General features: G+C 31.9%; 19 protein-coding genes and 1 tRNA gene. 10 read left to right on the top strand and 10 right to left on the bottom strand.

The features are described from left to right. Positions 1-75: 75 nt before the first annotated feature. The gene (locus tag LPB88_RS23440) at positions 76-1,308 is read right to left on the bottom strand and encodes an MFS transporter (RefSeq protein WP_230718181.1); all 1,233 of its coding nucleotides are present in this window, start codon (positions 1,306-1,308) and stop codon (positions 76-78) included. Positions 1,309-1,399: 91 nt separating this feature from the next. On the opposite strand from LPB88_RS23440, the gene LPB88_RS23435 reads away from it, so the two are divergent. After that, the gene (locus LPB88_RS23435; RefSeq protein WP_230718179.1) at positions 1,400-2,272 is read left to right on the top strand and encodes a LysR substrate-binding domain-containing protein; all 873 of its coding nucleotides are present in this window, start codon (positions 1,400-1,402) and stop codon (positions 2,270-2,272) included. A gap of 60 nt (positions 2,273-2,332) precedes the next feature. Further along, a tRNA-Ser gene (locus tag LPB88_RS23430) sits at positions 2,333-2,419 on the top strand. Positions 2,420-2,484: 65 nt separating this feature from the next. On the opposite strand, the gene LPB88_RS23425 is transcribed toward LPB88_RS23430, so the two are convergent. The 8 genes from LPB88_RS23425 to LPB88_RS23390 all read right to left on the bottom strand — a co-directional run bounded on the left by LPB88_RS23425 (position 2,485) and on the right by LPB88_RS23390 (position 9,216). Continuing rightward, a complete protein-coding gene (locus tag LPB88_RS23425; RefSeq protein WP_230718177.1) occupies positions 2,485-2,991 on the bottom strand; it encodes a GNAT family N-acetyltransferase in 507 nt (168 codons plus the stop codon). Positions 2,992-3,072: 81 nt separating this feature from the next. Next, on the bottom strand, positions 3,073-4,032 hold the full coding sequence (locus tag LPB88_RS23420) for a nitrilase family protein (protein ID WP_230718174.1): 960 nt from the start codon (positions 4,030-4,032) through the stop codon (positions 3,073-3,075). A gap of 70 nt (positions 4,033-4,102) precedes the next feature. After that, positions 4,103-4,930, bottom strand: a complete 828-nt coding sequence (locus tag LPB88_RS23415; protein WP_230718172.1) for a helix-turn-helix domain-containing protein — start codon at positions 4,928-4,930, stop codon at positions 4,103-4,105. 51 nt (positions 4,931-4,981) lie between these two features. Then, entirely contained in the window at positions 4,982-5,410 is a 429-nt protein-coding gene (locus tag LPB88_RS23410; protein ID WP_230718170.1) for an antibiotic biosynthesis monooxygenase, read from the bottom strand. A gap of 69 nt (positions 5,411-5,479) precedes the next feature. Beyond that, positions 5,480-6,253, bottom strand: coding sequence for a helix-turn-helix transcriptional regulator (locus LPB88_RS23405; protein WP_230718168.1), 774 nt, complete (start codon positions 6,251-6,253; stop codon positions 5,480-5,482). 91 nt (positions 6,254-6,344) lie between these two features. Continuing rightward, complete coding sequence (locus tag LPB88_RS23400) at positions 6,345-7,100, bottom strand: SGNH/GDSL hydrolase family protein (protein WP_230718166.1); 756 nt, start codon at positions 7,098-7,100, stop codon at positions 6,345-6,347. A 67-nt stretch (positions 7,101-7,167) separates the two neighbouring features. Beyond that, positions 7,168-7,950: a DUF3050 domain-containing protein gene (locus LPB88_RS23395; RefSeq protein ID WP_230718164.1), complete on the bottom strand. Its 783-nt coding sequence runs from the start codon at positions 7,948-7,950 to the stop codon at positions 7,168-7,170. Positions 7,951-8,037: 87 nt separating this feature from the next. After that, a complete protein-coding gene (locus LPB88_RS23390) occupies positions 8,038-9,216 on the bottom strand; it encodes an acyl-CoA dehydrogenase family protein (protein ID WP_230718162.1) in 1,179 nt (392 codons plus the stop codon). A gap of 167 nt (positions 9,217-9,383) precedes the next feature. Between LPB88_RS23390 and LPB88_RS23385 the strand changes: the two genes are divergently transcribed. After that, on the top strand, positions 9,384-11,138 hold the full coding sequence (locus tag LPB88_RS23385) for a helix-turn-helix domain-containing protein (RefSeq protein WP_230718160.1): 1,755 nt from the start codon (positions 9,384-9,386) through the stop codon (positions 11,136-11,138). 117 nt (positions 11,139-11,255) lie between these two features. Next, the gene (locus tag LPB88_RS23380) at positions 11,256-12,929 is read left to right on the top strand and encodes an AraC family transcriptional regulator (RefSeq protein WP_230718158.1); all 1,674 of its coding nucleotides are present in this window, start codon (positions 11,256-11,258) and stop codon (positions 12,927-12,929) included. Between the two features lie 25 nt (positions 12,930-12,954). Here LPB88_RS23380 and LPB88_RS23375 read toward each other — a convergent pair whose 3' ends face one another. Then, the gene (locus LPB88_RS23375; RefSeq protein WP_230718156.1) at positions 12,955-13,110 is read right to left on the bottom strand and encodes an rSAM-modified peptide; all 156 of its coding nucleotides are present in this window, start codon (positions 13,108-13,110) and stop codon (positions 12,955-12,957) included. A gap of 260 nt (positions 13,111-13,370) precedes the next feature. On the opposite strand from LPB88_RS23375, the gene LPB88_RS23370 reads away from it, so the two are divergent. The 6 genes from LPB88_RS23370 to LPB88_RS23345 form a co-directional block, all read left to right on the top strand. Beyond that, positions 13,371-14,927 carry a vitamin K epoxide reductase family protein gene (locus LPB88_RS23370; RefSeq protein ID WP_230718155.1) on the top strand — a complete coding sequence of 519 codons (1,557 nt, stop codon included), beginning with the start codon at positions 13,371-13,373 and terminating at the stop codon, positions 14,925-14,927. Positions 14,928-15,002: 75 nt separating this feature from the next. Next, on the top strand, positions 15,003-15,212 hold the full coding sequence (locus tag LPB88_RS23365) for a hypothetical protein (RefSeq protein WP_230718153.1): 210 nt from the start codon (positions 15,003-15,005) through the stop codon (positions 15,210-15,212). Positions 15,213-15,247: 35 nt separating this feature from the next. Then, positions 15,248-15,439 carry a hypothetical protein gene (locus LPB88_RS23360; RefSeq protein WP_230718151.1) on the top strand — a complete coding sequence of 64 codons (192 nt, stop codon included), beginning with the start codon at positions 15,248-15,250 and terminating at the stop codon, positions 15,437-15,439. A gap of 371 nt (positions 15,440-15,810) precedes the next feature. Then, positions 15,811-16,002 (top strand): hypothetical protein, encoded by a 192-nt coding sequence (locus LPB88_RS23355; protein WP_230718149.1) that lies wholly within the window; start codon positions 15,811-15,813, stop codon positions 16,000-16,002. A 148-nt stretch (positions 16,003-16,150) separates the two neighbouring features. After that, positions 16,151-16,318, top strand: coding sequence for a hypothetical protein (locus tag LPB88_RS23350; RefSeq protein ID WP_230718148.1), 168 nt, complete (start codon positions 16,151-16,153; stop codon positions 16,316-16,318). Positions 16,319-16,481: 163 nt separating this feature from the next. After that, a partial coding sequence (locus LPB88_RS23345; protein ID WP_230718146.1) for a cysteine peptidase family C39 domain-containing protein occupies positions 16,482-17,909 on the top strand: 1,428 nt, incomplete at its 3' end.

Genomic DNA, 17,909 nt, shown 5'->3' with positions numbered 1-17,909 from the left:
GATCATTGATAGATAATTGGAATTTGGAATTTAAAAGATTGGAATTTCCTTTCTAGATTGGAATTTTAATTTTTCTTAATCTTTATAACGAACCTGACAAGTTCCCATTTCCTCTTCAGAACTGCGGTTTTTGTAATAGACATAGACAATTACCGAAATAATACAGATAACACCTTGAATTGCTACCGTTTCTCTAGTTCCTATAATGTGTGAAACGTATCCGATAATCAAACTTCCCACGGGAATCATTCCCTGATATGCCATTAAATAATAACTAATACTTCTGGATCGCATCTTTACAGTACTTTGCGTTTGAACGTAAATGTTTATAGATGAAGTTTGCGCCATCATTCCCAGACCACTCAGAGCCATACAAATAAGCGCTACAGTTAAACTATTTGAATAAGCAAGTATAATAATGCTAAAGCCTAATAATAAACTCGCAGCGATCATTATTTTGCCCATATTATCGGCTTTTTTAAGATTGGCCAAATAAATAGCGGATAAAATTGAACCAATTCCCGCAGCACTTTCAAACCAGCTAAAAGTCTGTGCGTTTCCGCTAAAGATATCTTTGGCAAAAACCGGCATTAAAGTATTAAAAGAAATAACGAATAAACTACTGCACATAAGCATTAAGAGCATTTTGGCCATTTCGGTTTCTTTTTTCACATAATCCAAGCCTTCAAGAAAATCGTCTAGCATTTTCATTTTATCGGTTGCTTTAATGTGCGGCGTAATTTTCATCATCAATAAAGAAATCAAAACCGGAATATAACTCAAGAAGTTTCCAATGAAACAAATGTCTTCACCATAGTTGTGCAGAATAATTCCGGCCAGAGCAGGACCTGCAATTCGGGCAAAATTGTTTAAGGTTGAGTTTAAGGCAACGGCATTTGGCAAATCATCTTTATTATCGACAATATCAATCATCATAGTTTGACGACAAGTCATATCAAAAGAATTTATGATTCCCTGAAAAAGACTTAGAGCAAGAATAAAATTGATATTGTATATTTTTAAGTAGATCAGTAAAGCCAAAGCACCAGCCTGAAACATCGCCAACGATTGTAATAAAATCATGGCTTTGTGTCTGTCATAACGTCCAATAATACTTCCGGCTAACGGTGCCAGAAATAAAGACGGAATCATACTTAAAAATGTGGTTAACCCAAGTAAAAAAACAGATCCCGTAACGCTGTAAACCATCCAACTTACGGCAGTTTTTTGAAGCCATGTTCCAACTACAGAAACAGATTGCCCGTAAAAGAACAATTTGAAGTTTTTTGATTTTAACGCTTTAAACATGATGCCTGATATTTTTTTACAAAGTTCGGGATTATGATTTCATTAGAAAAATTAATAATTTTACTGATAATAAGTAGTAAAACTTATCGATATGGAAATTTACCAATTAGAATATTTTATAAAAACAGCTGAAGTACTTCATTTTACAAAAGCTGCCGAATTGTGTTTTGTAACCCAATCAGGGTTGTCACAACAAATAAAAAAACTGGAAGAAGAACTCGGAATGCCTTTGTTTATTAGGATTGGAAAGAAAGTTCAGCTTACAGAAGCTGGTTCCGTTTTCCTGATTCACGCCAAACAAGTCATCGAAAATGTTCAGAGTGGGAAACAAGCCATTGAGGATTTGAACGAAATGATTGGTGGAGAATTGCGAATTGGTGTAACTTATATTTTTGGACTTTTGGTTTTGCCAATTGTCAATTTGTTTGCAAAAAGATATCCGAATCTAAAAATCGTCGTCGAATATGGCTCAACAGAACCTTTAGAGCATAAATTATTGAACAACGAATTAGACTTGGTTTTGGTAATCTCTTCTAAAGAAATAAAAGAAACCATTCAGAAAATTCCATTATTTACTTCAAATCTGGTGATGGCAGTTGCAAAAACACATCCGTTAGCCGTTTTAGATAAAATTTCTTTTAGAAAAATTGGAGATCATCCGCTTATTTTGCCTGTAAGAGGGTTTAGTTCAAGAGAATTTTTAGATGAATTGTTCTTAAAAAACAATATGAAACCAAAAGTTTCGATCGAATTAAATGCTGTTCATGCGCTTTTGCAATTGGTTGAAGAAAGCGACTGGGTGACAATTGTAACCGAAAAAGCCTTAAAAGGCTGGGATAATTTAAAAGCAATAGCCATTACAGGAGTTCCTACACAAAGAGAATCATTTATGTTAACGATTGAAGGTGCGTATCAAAAAAAGGCAGTAAAACTATTTATGGAAGAATTTAGAAAAAGTATGTAAAGTAATGTCCGATTTTGTTTTTCTAACTCATTTTTTTTTGTGTTATTTGCAAACCAATTTAGAGAGGTGTCCGAGTGGTTTAAGGAGCTAGCCTGGAAAGCTAGTATATGGGCAACTGTATCGAGGGTTCGAATCCCTTCCTCTCTGCGGAATTAAAAAACCCTTATGAAGTTCTTTCATAAGGGTTTTGTCTTTTCAGAATCAAACTAAACCTAAAGTTTAATCTCAAACAAACTAAAAGAACCTTCTTTATAATGCTCCGGCAATTCATTTGTCCATTCGATTACGCTAATGCCTTTATAATCAAAACCACAACTTGTGTAGTATTTGTTTATTCTTTCGTTTCCGCTATGTGTGTCAAGTCTAATGTATGATTTCCCGTTTTCTTTCGCGTAAATTTTAACCCATTCAATGATTTTTTTTACGTACGATTGTCCTCTGAATTTTGGATTTGTCGCAATACGATGCAAATAAATAGCAGGATCTGCACTGGCTTCTTTCCAGATAATTAAATCATTAAAAGTAAGTACAAATGTACAGGCAACCTCATCTCCTTCTTTGATTATAAAATGACGATTTTCGGCAATTTCGGTTTCTATAAGAGCTCTTTCAAAACCTCTCCAGCTTTTATTGTTGACCGTTTTTTGATATGATGTTGCTTCATTATAAATATCGAAAACAGCATCGATATCTTCATTTGTAGTTTTAAAAAATTCCATTATTGAGATGTATTCTGTAGATTAATCAATCCTGTAAAGATAAATTTTCAGAGGCTTAAAACGGGATGAATTGTAATACTTTTAACTTTTTTCATCAGAATTTAACCAAACCACATTTTGTTCTGATTGGTGGTTTTGACCAATAATATCCCGGTATAATTCTGGCCTTCTAGCTTTTATATAGCGATTTCCTCCCGCCTGAATACATTTTTCAGGAGTAATTATTGCTGTTGCAAAAGAGTCATCAAAAGATCGGCATTCGGCCAAAATATCTCCAAAAGGATCAATAATCATCGAACAGCCATTTTTTAATTGATCGTCGTCCATACCAATCGGGTTGGAGAAAACGGCATAAATTGCGTTGTCATAAGCTCTTGCAGGCAACCATTTCATTAACCAGTCACGACCTTTCATTCCGTCAAATTCTAATCTTAAAGAAGTTGGATCAGCTTCGCGATTTTCCCAAAGCTGAGGTGCAACAAAACCAGCACCAGGTCGGGTCGAAGGTGTACACATAGTAACGTGTGGCATAAAAATAACATTAGCACCCAGAAGTGTTGTTGCTCTGACATTTTCGATAATATTGTTGTCGTAGCAAATTAGGATTCCGCATTTCCAACCTTTAATTTCAAAGATGCAATATTGATCTCCGGGAGTTAAGTATAGGTTTATGAAGGGATGAAGTTTTCGATATTTTGCAACCAAACCATTTTTGTCGACACAAACATAAGCTTTGAAAAGATTGTCGTTTTGATCCTTTTCAAAAAGACCGGCGAGAATTACGATATCATTGTTTTTGGCAATTTCGATAAGTTTTAGAATACTTTCTCCAGTCGGAATAACTTCTGCCAAATCCAACATTTGTTCTTTCGATAAATGCCTTGCAAATGTATATCCGGTAATCGAACATTCATGAAACGAAATCACGTCACAACCTTCACTGGCAGCCTTTTGCGAAAGCGTTTCGATCACAGACAAATTGTACTTTTTATCGCCACTTTTATTCTCAAACTGAGCGGTGGCTATTTTTAGATTTTCCATTTTTTGAAGCTATTAATTGGAATCAAAAGTAGCATTTGGAAAAACCTATAAATTGTACAAAACCGACATTTTAAAGTGAAGTAGCAGGAAGTGTTTTGATAAGATTGTTGGTTAATTTTCCGCTATTGTACAAATATTCTGTTGGAGATATTCCAGTATGTTTTCTAAAATCTTTTATCAAATGTGATTGATCCGAGAATCCGGCATCATAACAAATGCTTGTGATATTTGCATCGGCAGGTTTGTCTTTTAATAGTTTTAAAAAATGATGTAGTCTTACAACGTTGCCAAATTTCTTCGGGTTTAACCCAATAGATTCCTTGAATTTTCTTTCCAAATGTCTTTCGGTATAACCGGTATATTTAACCAATTGTGTTATAGAAAAATGTCCTTTGTTTGAAATTATAAAATCTAAAGAACTATCTATAATGACTTGATTTGTTTGCGATTTTTTAGAAATCTGATTTCTGAAAAACTGATTTAAAAGTTCAATTCTTGTTTGATTATTGCTTTGTTCAGATAATTTATCTTGTAGAATTTCTCCGTTTTTTCCAAATACAGCATCAATAGAAACAATAGCATCCAGAAACTCATTGGCAGGAATTCCTAACAATTGATGAATCCCGTTGGGCTGAAAAACGACAATGATTAAAGCGATTTCATCGTTAGAATAAATGTCTTTAAAACCATTGAGTTGTCCGTACAAAAAAGAATTCGGAAGATAATTTTTTACGTTGTAATTATTAATCTCAGAGATAAGTTTACTCTTAAAAGAAAATACAACGCCAGTATTTCCATCAGAAAACAATCGAAGTTTTTGAACATCAGTTGCAGCATTATCTAAAAAAAGATAATGTTTGATATAAGGCGATAATTCTTCTGATGGTGAAACTTGCATTGTTTGAATCTTAAAAAGCCAGCTTTTACAAAATTAAGTATATTTTTCCGATTATGGTTTTGCAGATTCTTTGTAAATATTTCTATCCATCGTGATTTTTAATCTTGCAAACATTTCGGCAATATCAAAACCTTCTTTTTTATAGGAAGACTGAACCGCTTCTTTTGCTTTTTTCAAAACAGCTTCATTTTCCCAAACGGCAATAGTCATAAAAATGAAATTTCCGTGTTCGTCGGTACGTTCGTAAGCCTCATCTTTTATAAATCCGTTTAAGTTTTTAATGAAGTTTCTGTTGATGTTTACTCTTTCTAAAAATTCTTGTTTTGATTTTTCCGGAACGATAAATTTATCGATAAAAATTTGTTTCATGTTTTCTGATTTTTTGGTTTCTAAGTGAGAATTAATTGTTGCTGATTGCGCATTTGTTTTAGAACTAAACAATGCCAAAACAATAATTGCGATTAAAAGATGTGTTTTCATAATTCTTGATTTTTTGTTGAGGTAAAATTCAAGATTATAGGAACCAATAAATTGTAAAAAATCATTGATTTACCAGAAAGAAGGAAATTTAAAAAATTCGGACGGAGTTTGTCCTGTAAACAATTTGAAGTCTTTGTTGAAATGCGATTGGTCAAAATATCCCGCATCAAAAGCAAGCTCAATAAGGTTTTGATTGTTTTGTTTTTGATCAATAATCGATTTAATCCTAATCACATAACAAAACTGTTTGGGCGATGAACCAATTGTTTTTCGGAATCTTTTCTCGAAAGCATCCTGACTGATAAATAGCGTATCTGCCAGATCTTTTATTTTAATGATGCCTTTTTTAGATTGAATTATGGCAATTGCGGTCGAGATTAATTCATCTGGTTTGTAATCGTGTAATCTTGATAATAGAAATTGTTCGATTACGGCGATTCTTTGATTATTGGTTTTTGCCTCGGCTAAAAGTTCTTCTATGATTGCAATTTTCTGTTGTGGAAAAAAGTTGTCTAAAGAAACACTTTCTTCAAATAATTCATGAAGTGGTTCTTTAAAAAATGCTTTGGCTCCAACTTCTTTAAAATGAACAACAACTGTAGTAGTATTTTTGGAATAATTGATTAATCGCGCTGATTTTCGAATACCCGAAATTGCAGAAACAGGTAAACTATCATGGTTATTTCCTTTAATATAATTGACATCTCCTTTGCATCGAAAAGCAATCGTAAGCGCAGTACCCGGCAAAACCCGATTAACCAATTCATCTTGACTTTCGATAATTCGATAAGTCTTGATAAATGGTTTTAATTGTTCTGTTGGAATAAAATCTACAATTTTCATTTCTTGTGTAGTTTGCTGACAGTAAAGATAATAAAAAGGGAATTTATAGTAAAAGCTCTGTTTTTGAGTGATTGTGCAGAAACATAAAAACTTAATCCTGCAAAATCATTTTTACTTTATAAAAAATGCGATCAACAAACAGTTTATAAGCAGACTCTGAAGGATGTAAACCATCTGAAGCAACTAAATAAGGTTTGCTTAAGCCTTGTTGTGTAATATCTGTAATAGAAATAAAACTAACGTCTTTGGTAATGCAGTAACTCTCAGCAAAAGTGTTGTATCTGTTTATTTCGCTTGAAATTTTCATTCGGTTTTCGTCGGTATAATTTGAGGCAAACGGAGTATAAGTGTAATCAGGAATCGAAAGAACAAGTACGTTTTTATTATCGCCTTTTGCCAGCGCTATCGCTCTGTTTAGCAATTGTGGAAATTCTTTTTCGTACACAGAAAAATCCAAGTGCTGATATTGATTATTAACACCAATTAAAAGCGTGACTAAATCGTAATTAGAATCTGGATTTTGACTATTTATAGCCGAAATTAAGTTTGACGTTGTCCAGCCTGTTTGGGCTATTACTTTTAATGAAAAGTTGGTGGCAGGGTAAGTTGTTTTTAAAGCTGCCTTTAGCTGTTCCGGATATCGGCAAATTTCGCAAACACTTTGCCCAATGGTATAACTATCGCCTAAAGCCAGATAATTTATAGAGCCAGAAATTGGTGTAGTTGGAACTTCTGTTGTTGGAGGAGTAACAGGAGGAGGTATTTCAGAAGACGATTCGTCAGTACTGCAGCTTAGTAGAAATATAGAGAGAACAATAGTAACTATTTGTTTGAAATGTGATTTCATAATTTGGGTAAATTAAGTTTCGGGTCATTTTAAACAAATAGTTATGTTAAATAACTTGCTTTGGTTTTTACACCATTTCTGTTTTCATCACAATTTCTTCTTCAATAGCATTCCAAAGCCCGATTCGTTTTTCTAATGCAAGGATTGAAATTTCTTCAACTTCTTTCCATTTTTGAGCATCATCTTCACATAAATCGGTGATCATTTGCATTGCCATTGGTCCGTGCTCGTCAGCATCTAATTCGATATGTCTTTCAAAATAATATAGCAATTTGCTTAAATCAGTATCTGGAAGATTTTTTTGAAAGTTTTTCAGGATTGCAGTAAACATACTCGGAATCAAATCTTCTCTTCCAAAAGTAAATGCTGCGGCAATTTCGTGTGGTTTTCCTTGTTCGATAACTCTAAAAGTAAAATCTAAAAATGCTTTTGTATCAGGGTGTAATGAACTTTGTTTTATGGCAACAAAAATATTGTGCAATGAATTTACTTCAGATAAAAAAGTATTAATTCCGGTAGTATCAGCGCCACAATCTACCATTGCTTCAAGATACATTTCATAATGGCTTTGTCTTCTTCCGTCGATACTTAAATCTGTTTCTTCGGCCAGAACAATTTCGTTGATTAAATATCTTGTTTCAGGGTTTTTTGTAGCAAACCAAGGTGTTGTTGTACAAGTAAGTTTGGCTTGTAAAGCTTTTAATAATGACATAAAGTCCCAAACTGCAAAAACGTGAGTTTCCAGGAAATTATGTAAGTCGTCAATATTTTGAATTTTATTGTATAAAGAATGCTGTAAAAGTTGCTCTTTTTGAGGTTGAATGCTATTGTTTATAGTTTCAATATTCATTTGCGTAATTTTTTTGCAAATATAAAAAGCTTCTCGGTTAGAAGAAGCTTTTTATATTGTTTTTGTATATATTTTAATAGTTGTTCGCTATTTAAATGCTGGAATTCCAGTTACATCCATTCCCGTAATTAGCAAATGAATGTCGTGAGTTCCTTCATAAGTGATCACACTTTCAAGATTCATCATGTGGCGCATAATCGAATATTCGCCTGTAATTCCCATTCCGCCCAGCATTTGTCTGGCTTCACGTGCAATATGAATTGCCATGTCGACATTGTTACGTTTGGCCATCGAAATTTGAGATGTTGTTGCTTTTCCTTCATTTCTCAAAACACCTAAACGCCAGGTTAATAATTGTGCTTTTGTGATTTCGGTAATCATTTCTGCAAGTTTTTTCTGTTGCAATTGAGTTCCTGCAATTGGTTTCCCAAACTGAATTCTTTCTTTTGCATAGCGCAAAGCAGTATCATAGCAATCCATTGCTGCTCCAATTGCTCCCCATGCAATTCCATAACGTGCCGAATCTAAGCAGCCAAGTGGCGCGCCTAAACCTGATTTGTTAGGTAATAGATTTTCTTTAGGAACTTTTACATTATCAAAAATTAATTCTCCGGTTGATGATGCACGAAGCGACCATTTATTATGTGTTTCGGGAGTTGTAAAACCTTTCATGCCGCGTTCTACGATTAATCCGTGAATTCTTCCATTTTCATCTTTTGCCCAAACTATAGCAATATCAGCAAAAGGTGCATTCGAAATCCACATTTTGGCACCGTTTAAAAGATAATGATCTCCCATGTCTTTAAAATTGGTAATCATACTTCCGGGATCAGAACCATGATCTGGTTCGGTCAAACCAAAACAACCCATGAATTCTCCTGTTGCCAGTTTTGGTAAATATTTCATTCGTTGTTCTTCGTTTCCGTATTTCCAAATAGGATACATTACCAACGAAGATTGAACAGATGAAGTAGATCTTACTCCGGAATCTCCTCTTTCAATTTCCTGCATTATTAAACCGTAAGAAATTTGGTCCAATCCAGCACCGCCATATTCATGAGGAATATAAGGTCCGAAACCACCAATTTCTCCAAGTCCTTTTATGATTTGTTTTGGGAATTCTGCCTTTTGAGCATATTCTTCTATAATAGGAGAAACTTCTCTCTTGACCCATGCACGTGCAGATTCGCGAACCAATTTGTGTTCGTCTGTCAATAAATCGTCAAGGTTGTAATAATCCGGGGCTTGAAATAAATCTGGTTTCATTTTTTGATAATTTAGCAAAAACAAATTTACGCAATATAAATATAACAAAACACCATTAAATTGTTATATTTTTTTACAACAAAAAGAAGAAAAATAGTAATAACACAAATTAATTGTAGTTTATTGATAATTTATAAGCTATTTTTGAGTTTCCAAAAACAAATTAAATGAGGCTGATCATCTCTTTTTTACTTTTTTTTGTTCTGAATAACGCATTTGCACAAAAAGATGCTTTGACAGAACAGGAGTATTTGCTATTGCAGGATAAAATTCGACTAAATTCTAACACAAATGTCGATAGTGCATTCGTATATGCCTACCAAATGGCTAAATCAAAGAATTATGAGCATTTAACTTTTGCAAATGGAGCGATGTCTTATTTGTTTCAATTAAAGGGAAAAACAAAAGAATCTAAGGAAAAGTATAAAATAGCACTTGCTTTTCTTGAAAAAGTACCGGCTTCACAGGAAAAAATCAAACTAAAATCCTATATATATAATTATGGAGGACTAATAGAATGGAAAAGAGAAAATTTTAGCGAAGCAATCGAGCAATACCAGAAAGGAATGAAGCTTTCTGCAGAAATAGGAGATGTTCTCCAAATTGTAAAATTCAAAATTAACATCTCGATGATCAATGAAGCGGTTGGTAATTATCAATTAGCTATTAAAGATATAAGGCAACTGGACGGTTTTGTAGATAAGAATGAAGATTTATTTACTAAGGAAGATTTTTTAAATAGAAAAAGTGCTATAAACAGCAATTTAGCCAGTTCGTATGAAAGTTACTTTATGAAGAATAAAGGTAAAAAGTACCTGCTGGATTCAGCTGAATATTTTTACAAAAAAGCAATTACATATTCTAAAAATAACCCTTATACTAAAATTAGTTCAAAGTTAAGTTTAGGTAATGTTTACAATTTCAAAGGAGATTATACAAATGCTGAGAAAACGTATTATGATGTAGTGTTTTTATCACAACAAAATGATAAAAAAGATTTATTGTGTGTTGCAAATTATAATTTGGCAGACATCTATTATTCGACTAAAAAATATGATAAAGCATTGGTTTTTTTTAAAAAATGCGATTCAATTGCCGCTTTAACAAACATAAACGAGATAGATTATTTGAAGTCTAATTATTATCAGGCTAAAATTTATAATATATTAAAGAGACCTGAGCTGGCTTATAAACATTCTAAAATCTATCTGGATAATTATGAGAAATTTGAAACAAAATTAAATGACCAAGCATTAGAGGTAAACTACAAACAAGGAGTTGGCAATCTAACAGATGAAATGGTTACTATTGAGAAAAAATATAAAAATGATGTTTTTTTGAATAGAGGATTAAAAGTTGTTTATGTGCTTCTTTTTGTTGTAATTGTGTTTTTACTGATAAAAAACATCAGGGATAAAAACAAAGCACATAAAAAAATGAATGCTTTAATCGAAGAATTTAAAGCGAATATAGAGAAGCGAAATAATCCTGAGTTTGAACCGGAAGTAGTTGAAGAACTAGTGCTTGAACCGGAAGAGATTCATCACAAGAAAGAAAATGTTAATTTAAGTATTGACGAAGCTAAAGAAAATAAAATAGTCGAGAAGTTATTGGCTCTGGAAAGCAAATTAGAATACTTAAATGCCGATTTTACGTTGCCTTACGTAGCAAAAAAAATCAAAACAAATACAACCTATTTGTCTTATGTTGTGAATAAGCGATTTGGCAAGTCATTTGGAGAATACTCTAATGAACTTAAAATTAACTATGTAATCAACGAAATGATTACCAATCATATGTATCGTAAATACTCTACGCAGGCTATTGCAGAGAGTGTAGGTTTCAAAAATGCAGTTTCTTTTGCAAAATCATTCCGTAAAAGAACCGGAGTGTCACCAGCTCAGTTTGCAAGTAATATTTAGTTTAGGAATAATGAATCACTTATTTTTAAGATTCCAACAATAAATTAAATGAGGCTGATTATCTGTTTTTTACTTTTTTCTGTTCTCAATACTTCATTATCCCAAAATAAAAAGGTAATGTCTGAAGAAGAGTATACGGTTTTGAAATACAAAATTCGTCAAAATTTTAATGCAAGTGTTGATAGTGCGCTTATTTATGCCAATCAAATGGAAAAATCGAACAATAACAAACATTTAGCTTTTGCAAATGGAGCGATGTCTAGTTTATTGCAGATAAAAGGGAAGACAGAATTGTCTGTAGAAAAATATAAAAAGGCACTTTATTATCTCAGTCAGGTACCTGATTCACAGGATAAAATACAATTGGAGTCCTACATATTGAATTTTGGTGGGGGAGCAGAGTATAATAGAAGAAATTTTAGAGCTGCACTTGAAAAATTTCAACGAGGAATTAAACTTTCTATGCAAATTAAAGATTTTAATCAGTTAGTTAGACTTAAAATTAATATTACTTTGATTAATGAGGCAGTTGGAAATTATAAATTAGCAATTAAAAATGAAAGAGAACTTAATGATTTCCTTCGTCAGAATAAAGATTTGTTTCCTAAAGAAGATTTTTTAAATAGAAAAAGCAGTATCAATCTTAGGCTGGGGAGTACTTACGAGAGTTACTTTATGGCAAATAAAAGTAGAAGATACCTATTGGATTCTGCAGAGTATTTTTATAAGAAAACTATTGATTATTCTGATGATTTCCTTGTAAACAAAATTACAGCAAAATTAAGTTTAGGAAATATATATAATTGGAGAACCGATTATAAAAATGCTTTAAAAGTATATTCTGAGGTTGTACTTCTTTCCAAACAGAATAATCAGAAAGATAATTTGTGCGTTGCTAATTATAATTTAGCAGATGTTTATTATACACTTAAAAAGTATGATAAAGCACTTTTTTTTTATAAGAAATCAGATTCACTTGCGCTTTTAAGTAATGTAAATGAATTAGATTATTTAAAGTCTAATTATTATCAGTCTAAAATTTATACTATTCTTAAAAATCCGGAGCAGGCTTTTAAACATTCCCAAATTTATCTGGATAGAAAAAGAAAGTATGAAAAAAAACTAAACAAAGAGCGATTAGAAGTTAATGGATTACAAGGAATAGATAATCTGACCAAGGAAATGGTTGCTGCTGAAAGTAATTACAAAAAAGATCTTTTTTTAAATAGCAGTCTTAAAGCCTTTTATGTTTTTTTGTTTCTTGGAATTATTGCTTTATTGGTAAAAAGTAACAGAGATAAAAACAGGGCGAATAAAAAGATGAGCACTTTAATACAAGAACTTAAGGCAAGTATTGAAAAGGAAAACGATTCTAATATCAAAACAACATTGCCTGAATATAAGAATGTTGAATTAAAAACTGAAAATACCAGCTTAAGTATTGATTTGGCTAAAGAAAATGAAATAACCGAAAAGCTTTTGGATCTTGAAAGCAACTTAGAATACTTGAATACCGACTTTACATTGGCTTATGTTGCCAAAAAAATAAAAACAAATACAACTTACTTATCTTATGTCGTCAATAAACGATTTGGAAAATCATTTGGAGAATATAGTAATGAGTTGAAAATTAATTATGCGATTAATAAAATGATTACTTGCGATGTATATCGAAAAAAATCTACACAGGCAACTGCAGAAAGTGTAGGATTTAAAAATGCAGGTTCTTTTGCAAAATCATTTCGCAAACGAACCGGAGTATCTCCGGCTCAGTTTGCGAATAATATTTAATTTATTAATAAATAATTTTGCAAGTCTAAGATGTACCATTATTTCCAGTTCCTGATTTTCCAGGATCTGATTCTTGAGGTGGTGGACATGCTTCACCATCTCCTCCGCGAACAATTTTTTGTTGATTTTTAGATAACTTTTGTGCTCCAAAATCTTCTAGTTTTAATGCTTGATTTGCCATGTTTTTATGTGTTAGGGTTATTACTTTATCAAAACTAGGTAAAAAGCAAAACCCTTAATCGAGAATAGGGTTTTGATACTTTTTACAAAAAATATTTCAATGTAAAACATTGATTATCAATTATTTGTAATGTTTACTATGACTTATATAATTTATAAATTGTATGTAGTATAATTGATAAAATGTCTGCTTTTAGGATTATTTTTTGAATAAAAACAGCAATATTTGTATTGTAATTATGATTTAAAACAATCGAAAAGATGTTAAAACTTGTCCAAAAATTTCTCCAAATAAATAGATACTCGGAAATTAAAAATGAGTTTAAGGATCTGTTTCTTTCTCATCCTAATTATCCAAGTCTATTTGCAATAACAGATTCTTTTGATTTACTATCTATAGAGAATGCTGCGGTAAGAGTTTCAAAAGAGCAGATCGTTGATTTGCCTTCAAATTTTTTAGCATACTTTAAAGAAGAACTTATATTGGTAGAAAAAGCCAAAAATTTCGTTCGTATTAATAGTATGAAAAAAAGAAACTATAAAATGGCTTATGAAAAATTCCTTTTAGATTGGAATGGAGTAATTGTAGCTATCGAACCTAATAATGTAGTAGCAAGAGAAAATTTAAAAATAGAATACAATTGGTTGAAATATTTTTTACCTCTTTTGCTTTTAACTGGATTATCATTTTTTTATAATACCTATAATTGGTTTAGCCTTATTTTTTTAGTAACATCAATTTTAGGATTAGTAGTTAGTGTTTTAATAATTCAGGAAAAACTGGGTTTTAAAAACAGTATTATTTCAAAAATTTGCAATTTAAGTTCTAACTCTTCTTGTGATGCGGTTCTAAATACAAACGAGGGAAGTCAAAACAAATGGATTAATTTTTCAGATTTGCCATTACTCTTTTTTAGCGCGAGCTACATATCAATTTTGATTCAGCCTTTAAATTCTGCAATCTTTATTGGTTTTCTAAGCTTATTGGCGATTCCTGTTATTGTTTCTTCTATTTGGATTCAAAAATTTGAAATTCAAAAATGGTGTGTAATGTGTCTGATAGTTTCATTTTTGATCTTTTCACAAAGCATTGTTTGGTTTTCATCAGATTTATTTACATTGAGTTTTAGTTTTGAGAATGTTTTTCCTTTTTTCTTTTCATTGATACTTCTTATACCAACTTGGTATGTTATTAAATCAATGATCAAAAGTATTCTGAATAACGAAAATTCGCTAAAAGAACTTAAAAAATTTAAAAGAAATTATTCTTTATTGAATTTTTTATCTGTAAAAGTGCCTAATCCTAACGGGTTTGAAGATTTAAGAGGATTGAATTTTGGAAACAGAAATGCAGCTGTAAAACTTTCAATAATAATAAGTCCTAGTTGTGGGCACTGTCATAAAACGTTTCAGGAAGCATTTGATTTGGTCTTAAAATTTCCGGATAAGATTTTTTTGAACGTACTTTTTAATATTAATCCCGAAAACAGTGATAATCAATATAAGATCATAGTAGAAAGACTTTTGTCAATAAACAGATCAACACCAGGAAAAACAGTTGAAGCCATTTCTGACTGGCATATTAAAAAGATGAGCCTAAAGAAATGGATGAAAAAATGGCACGTAGATTCTGTTAGTATGATGATTACTCAGGAAATAAATAAACAATACGAATGGTGTACTAAGAATAATTTTAATTATACACCGGTTAAAATTGTAAATGAAAAGTTATTTCCAAATGAGTATGAACTAAACGAGTTAAAATACTTTTTGAACGATTTTGTTGAAGAAGTAGAGGTTTTTGAAAAAACAGCATAAAATAAATATACCGACAGACTCTTCAAATGTCTTGAAATGATTGAAGTATAACCCCAACTATTAAATCTATTAGTTATGTTAAAAAACATTTTAAACTTAGAAGGAGCTCAGGAATTAAGCATTTTTGAGAAAAAGAGTATTAATGGTGGTGGTTATCCTGTTGAGCCAATTTGCGGAAACGTTACTTGGACGGCAAGTCAAGCGGTTTGTTTGAACTATAACCCTTATTATAACCCAGTTTACTTAGGGAATAATAAATGTTCAATTGTTGGAGATGCTTGCTAGGAGGAGGAAATAGATAACATTTAAAAAAACATAAAATGTTAAAGAAAATTTTAAATCTGGAAAATGCTCAGAGAATAACAAAAAGTGAGCAAAAAACAATGCAGGGAGGGATTCCTGAATGTTGGATTTATGCAATTGAAGCGGGATGTGTTTTAATACCGGTTGGGGGAAGTTGCCCTATAGATACTTTGCCGGGTATTTGCGATTCAGTTCGCCTTTGTTGCTAATTTTTAACTTTTTTAGAAGTAATTACAATATAGCCTTTTTTAGAATTTAGTCATGTTTTTTTTAATTTGTAGGCGCTCAATCGTGGAACATTGAGCAAATTCCCCACATTGATGATTGGTGTTGGGATTCTTAGGAAAATTGGTCACTGAGTTGATTTTATTTGGTTAGGGTTAGCCAGTGCCATGTCCTACAGAAATTGGATTACTGATAATAACGTTTTTAAATAACTAACAGAAAGGAAAACTATTTTCTTTCTGTTTTTTTTTTCATAGAATAAAATAGTAATTAAATACTACGATAGTTTTTTAACAGACAGACGCTTCAACTGTCTTGAAATGATTGAAGTAATAACAAATCAAAAAAACACATTATGAAAAAATTGAAAGATTTAGAAGGAGTTGAAATTTTAAGTGTTAATGAGAAGAAAAATATTAGCGCCGGTGGCCGCGGAATCGAGGCTTGTTATTGTCCCGGAACAGGTATTTTTGCGGGTATTATACATCCAGATGAGGGCGAAACTTGTGCATCAGTTATTGAGGAAAGTTGTTTACTGGATCACTAATTTTCATATTTTGAACAAAAAAGCCGTCTTATGTCTTTTTTATATTCATAGAATAAAATAGTAATTAAATACTACGATAATTTTTTAACAGACAGATGCTTCAACTGTCTTGAAATGATTGAAGTAATAACGAATCAAAAAACAAATTATGAAAAATTTAAAAAATTTAGCAGGAGTTAAGATTCTTAGTAAAGATGAACAAAAATCAATTAATGGAGGGTGGGTTCCGCCACCTGGAGGATCTTGTCCAGTTGGAACTTGCCAATTTTATGAAAATGGACCTTGCAGAAGAGAGGATCCAAATCTTTGCATTTAATATTTAGCGTAAACTCTTTAAAGAGAGGTTTTAATAAGTTTTTAAATGAAAATTTAAAATTGATAAAAAAATAGCTAAAAGAGGCAGAGAGAAATTGTTTTTCCTCTGCCTCTTTTTTAAGAATTTTTATAGTATATTGTTGAAAAATTAACAAGATAAGTAGTTGAAAAAATTCACCAGTTACAAACAAGCTGATTTTAAAGATTGCGGCCCAACATGTTTAAAAATTATAGCCAAACATTACGGTAAGACAATCAACATTCAGGAGTTGAGAGATTTTAGCGAAACAACTCGTGAGGGAAGCAATTTGCTTTTTTTAAGCGATGCAGCAGAGAAAATTGGTTTTAGAACTCTTGGTGTAAAAATAAGTGCTAATAGATTAGATGAAGCCCCATTGCCATGTATTTTACATTGGAATCAGAATCATTATGTGGTACTTTATAAAATAAAAAAAGACACTTATTACATTTCAGATCCGGCCTTTGGATTAATTCAGTACAACAAACAGGATTTTATTAAATTCTGGATTGGCAATAATGCCGATGAAACTACAGAAGAAGGAATTGCTTTATTGATAGAAGCTTCTCCAAAATTTTTTCAATCAGAATTTGATAAAGAAGATAGTAATGGATTGGGATTCAAATTACTGTCGCAATATGTTTTAAGATATAAATCCTTTTTGGTTCAATTAAGCATCGGGTTATTGGCCAGCAGTTTGCTGCAATTAATCTTCCCGTTTTTAACCCAGAGTATTGTTGATATTGGGATTCAGAATCAAAACATCCATTTTATTTATCTAATCCTCTTCGCGCAATTATTTCTTTTTGCCGGAAGAACCGGTTTAGAACTTATCAGAAGTTGGATATTACTGCACCTTTCGACTAGAATCAATATTTCGCTCATTTCAGATTTCTTTATAAAACTGATGAATCTGCCTATTTCGTTTTTTGATGTTCGAATGACAGGCGATATCATGCAGCGTATCAATGATCACCGCAGAATCGAAAAAATCCTGACTACTTCATCAATAAACGTTTTGTTTTCTGTAATCAACATGTTTGTGATGGGGGGCGTTTTGGCGTATTTTAATTTGCAGATCTTTTTTGTGTTTTTTGCTGGAAGTATTTTCTACTTCGGATGGATTACTTTATTCTTAAAACGAAGAGAAGTTCTGGATTACAAACGATTTGCCGAAGTTTCTCAGGAACAAAGTAAAGTTATGGAGCTTATTAATGGAATGCAGGAAATCAAACTCCATAATGCTGAAAAACAAAAACGTTGGGGTTGGGAATACGTGCAGGCAAGACTTTTTAGGGTTTCGATAAAAGGATTAATTTTAGAACAAACCCAAACCATTGGTTCATCTGTAATTAATGAGTTAAAGAACATTTTTATCATATTCTTATCGGCAAAACTAGTAATTGATGGTTCTATCACACTCGGTATGATGCTTGCCATAAGTTCAATTGTTGGAAGTTTAAACGGACCAATTACTCAGCTTATTGAGTTTGTAAGAGAGCTTCAGGATGCTAAGATTTCCTTGGCAAGATTGTCTGAAATTCACGAAAAAGAAGATGAAACGCAACAGGAG

This window comes from Flavobacterium sp. JAS (assembly GCF_020991455.1).
In the GTDB taxonomy this organism is placed as follows: Bacteria; Bacteroidota; Bacteroidia; order Flavobacteriales; family Flavobacteriaceae; genus Flavobacterium.
The sequence above is the reverse complement of the archived record's forward strand: the minus strand, read 5'-3'. Positions and strand labels throughout refer to the sequence as shown.

What these genes read in the sequence shown, in the direction of transcription:
- LPB88_RS23355 (WP_230718149.1), top strand. Translation starts at nt 15,811, where the DNA reads ATGAAAAAATTGAAAGATTTAGAAGGAGTTGAAATTTTAAGTGTTAAT.
- LPB88_RS23435 (WP_230718179.1), top strand. Translation starts at nt 1,400, where the DNA reads ATGGAAATTTACCAATTAGAATATTTTATAAAAACAGCTGAAGTACTT.
- LPB88_RS23395 (WP_230718164.1), bottom strand. Translation starts at nt 7,950, where the DNA reads ATGAATATTGAAACTATAAACAATAGCATTCAACCTCAAAAAGAGCAA.
- LPB88_RS23365 (WP_230718153.1), top strand. Translation starts at nt 15,003, where the DNA reads ATGTTAAAAAACATTTTAAACTTAGAAGGAGCTCAGGAATTAAGCATT.
- LPB88_RS23375 (WP_230718156.1), bottom strand. Translation starts at nt 13,110, where the DNA reads ATGGCAAATCAAGCATTAAAACTAGAAGATTTTGGAGCACAAAAGTTA.
- LPB88_RS23370 (WP_230718155.1), top strand. Translation starts at nt 13,371, where the DNA reads ATGTTAAAACTTGTCCAAAAATTTCTCCAAATAAATAGATACTCGGAA.
- LPB88_RS23360 (WP_230718151.1), top strand. Translation starts at nt 15,248, where the DNA reads ATGTTAAAGAAAATTTTAAATCTGGAAAATGCTCAGAGAATAACAAAA.
- LPB88_RS23415 (WP_230718172.1), bottom strand. Translation starts at nt 4,930, where the DNA reads ATGCAAGTTTCACCATCAGAAGAATTATCGCCTTATATCAAACATTAT.
- LPB88_RS23440 (WP_230718181.1), bottom strand. Translation starts at nt 1,308, where the DNA reads ATGTTTAAAGCGTTAAAATCAAAAAACTTCAAATTGTTCTTTTACGGG.
- LPB88_RS23380 (WP_230718158.1), top strand. Translation starts at nt 11,256, where the DNA reads ATGTCTGAAGAAGAGTATACGGTTTTGAAATACAAAATTCGTCAAAAT.
- LPB88_RS23405 (WP_230718168.1), bottom strand. Translation starts at nt 6,253, where the DNA reads ATGAAAATTGTAGATTTTATTCCAACAGAACAATTAAAACCATTTATC.
- LPB88_RS23410 (WP_230718170.1), bottom strand. Translation starts at nt 5,410, where the DNA reads ATGAAAACACATCTTTTAATCGCAATTATTGTTTTGGCATTGTTTAGT.
- LPB88_RS23425 (WP_230718177.1), bottom strand. Translation starts at nt 2,991, where the DNA reads ATGGAATTTTTTAAAACTACAAATGAAGATATCGATGCTGTTTTCGAT.
- LPB88_RS23420 (WP_230718174.1), bottom strand. Translation starts at nt 4,032, where the DNA reads ATGGAAAATCTAAAAATAGCCACCGCTCAGTTTGAGAATAAAAGTGGC.
- LPB88_RS23385 (WP_230718160.1), top strand. Translation starts at nt 9,384, where the DNA reads ATGAGGCTGATCATCTCTTTTTTACTTTTTTTTGTTCTGAATAACGCA.
- LPB88_RS23350 (WP_230718148.1), top strand. Translation starts at nt 16,151, where the DNA reads ATGAAAAATTTAAAAAATTTAGCAGGAGTTAAGATTCTTAGTAAAGAT.
- LPB88_RS23390 (WP_230718162.1), bottom strand. Translation starts at nt 9,216, where the DNA reads ATGAAACCAGATTTATTTCAAGCCCCGGATTATTACAACCTTGACGAT.
- LPB88_RS23400 (WP_230718166.1), bottom strand. Translation starts at nt 7,100, where the DNA reads ATGAAATCACATTTCAAACAAATAGTTACTATTGTTCTCTCTATATTT.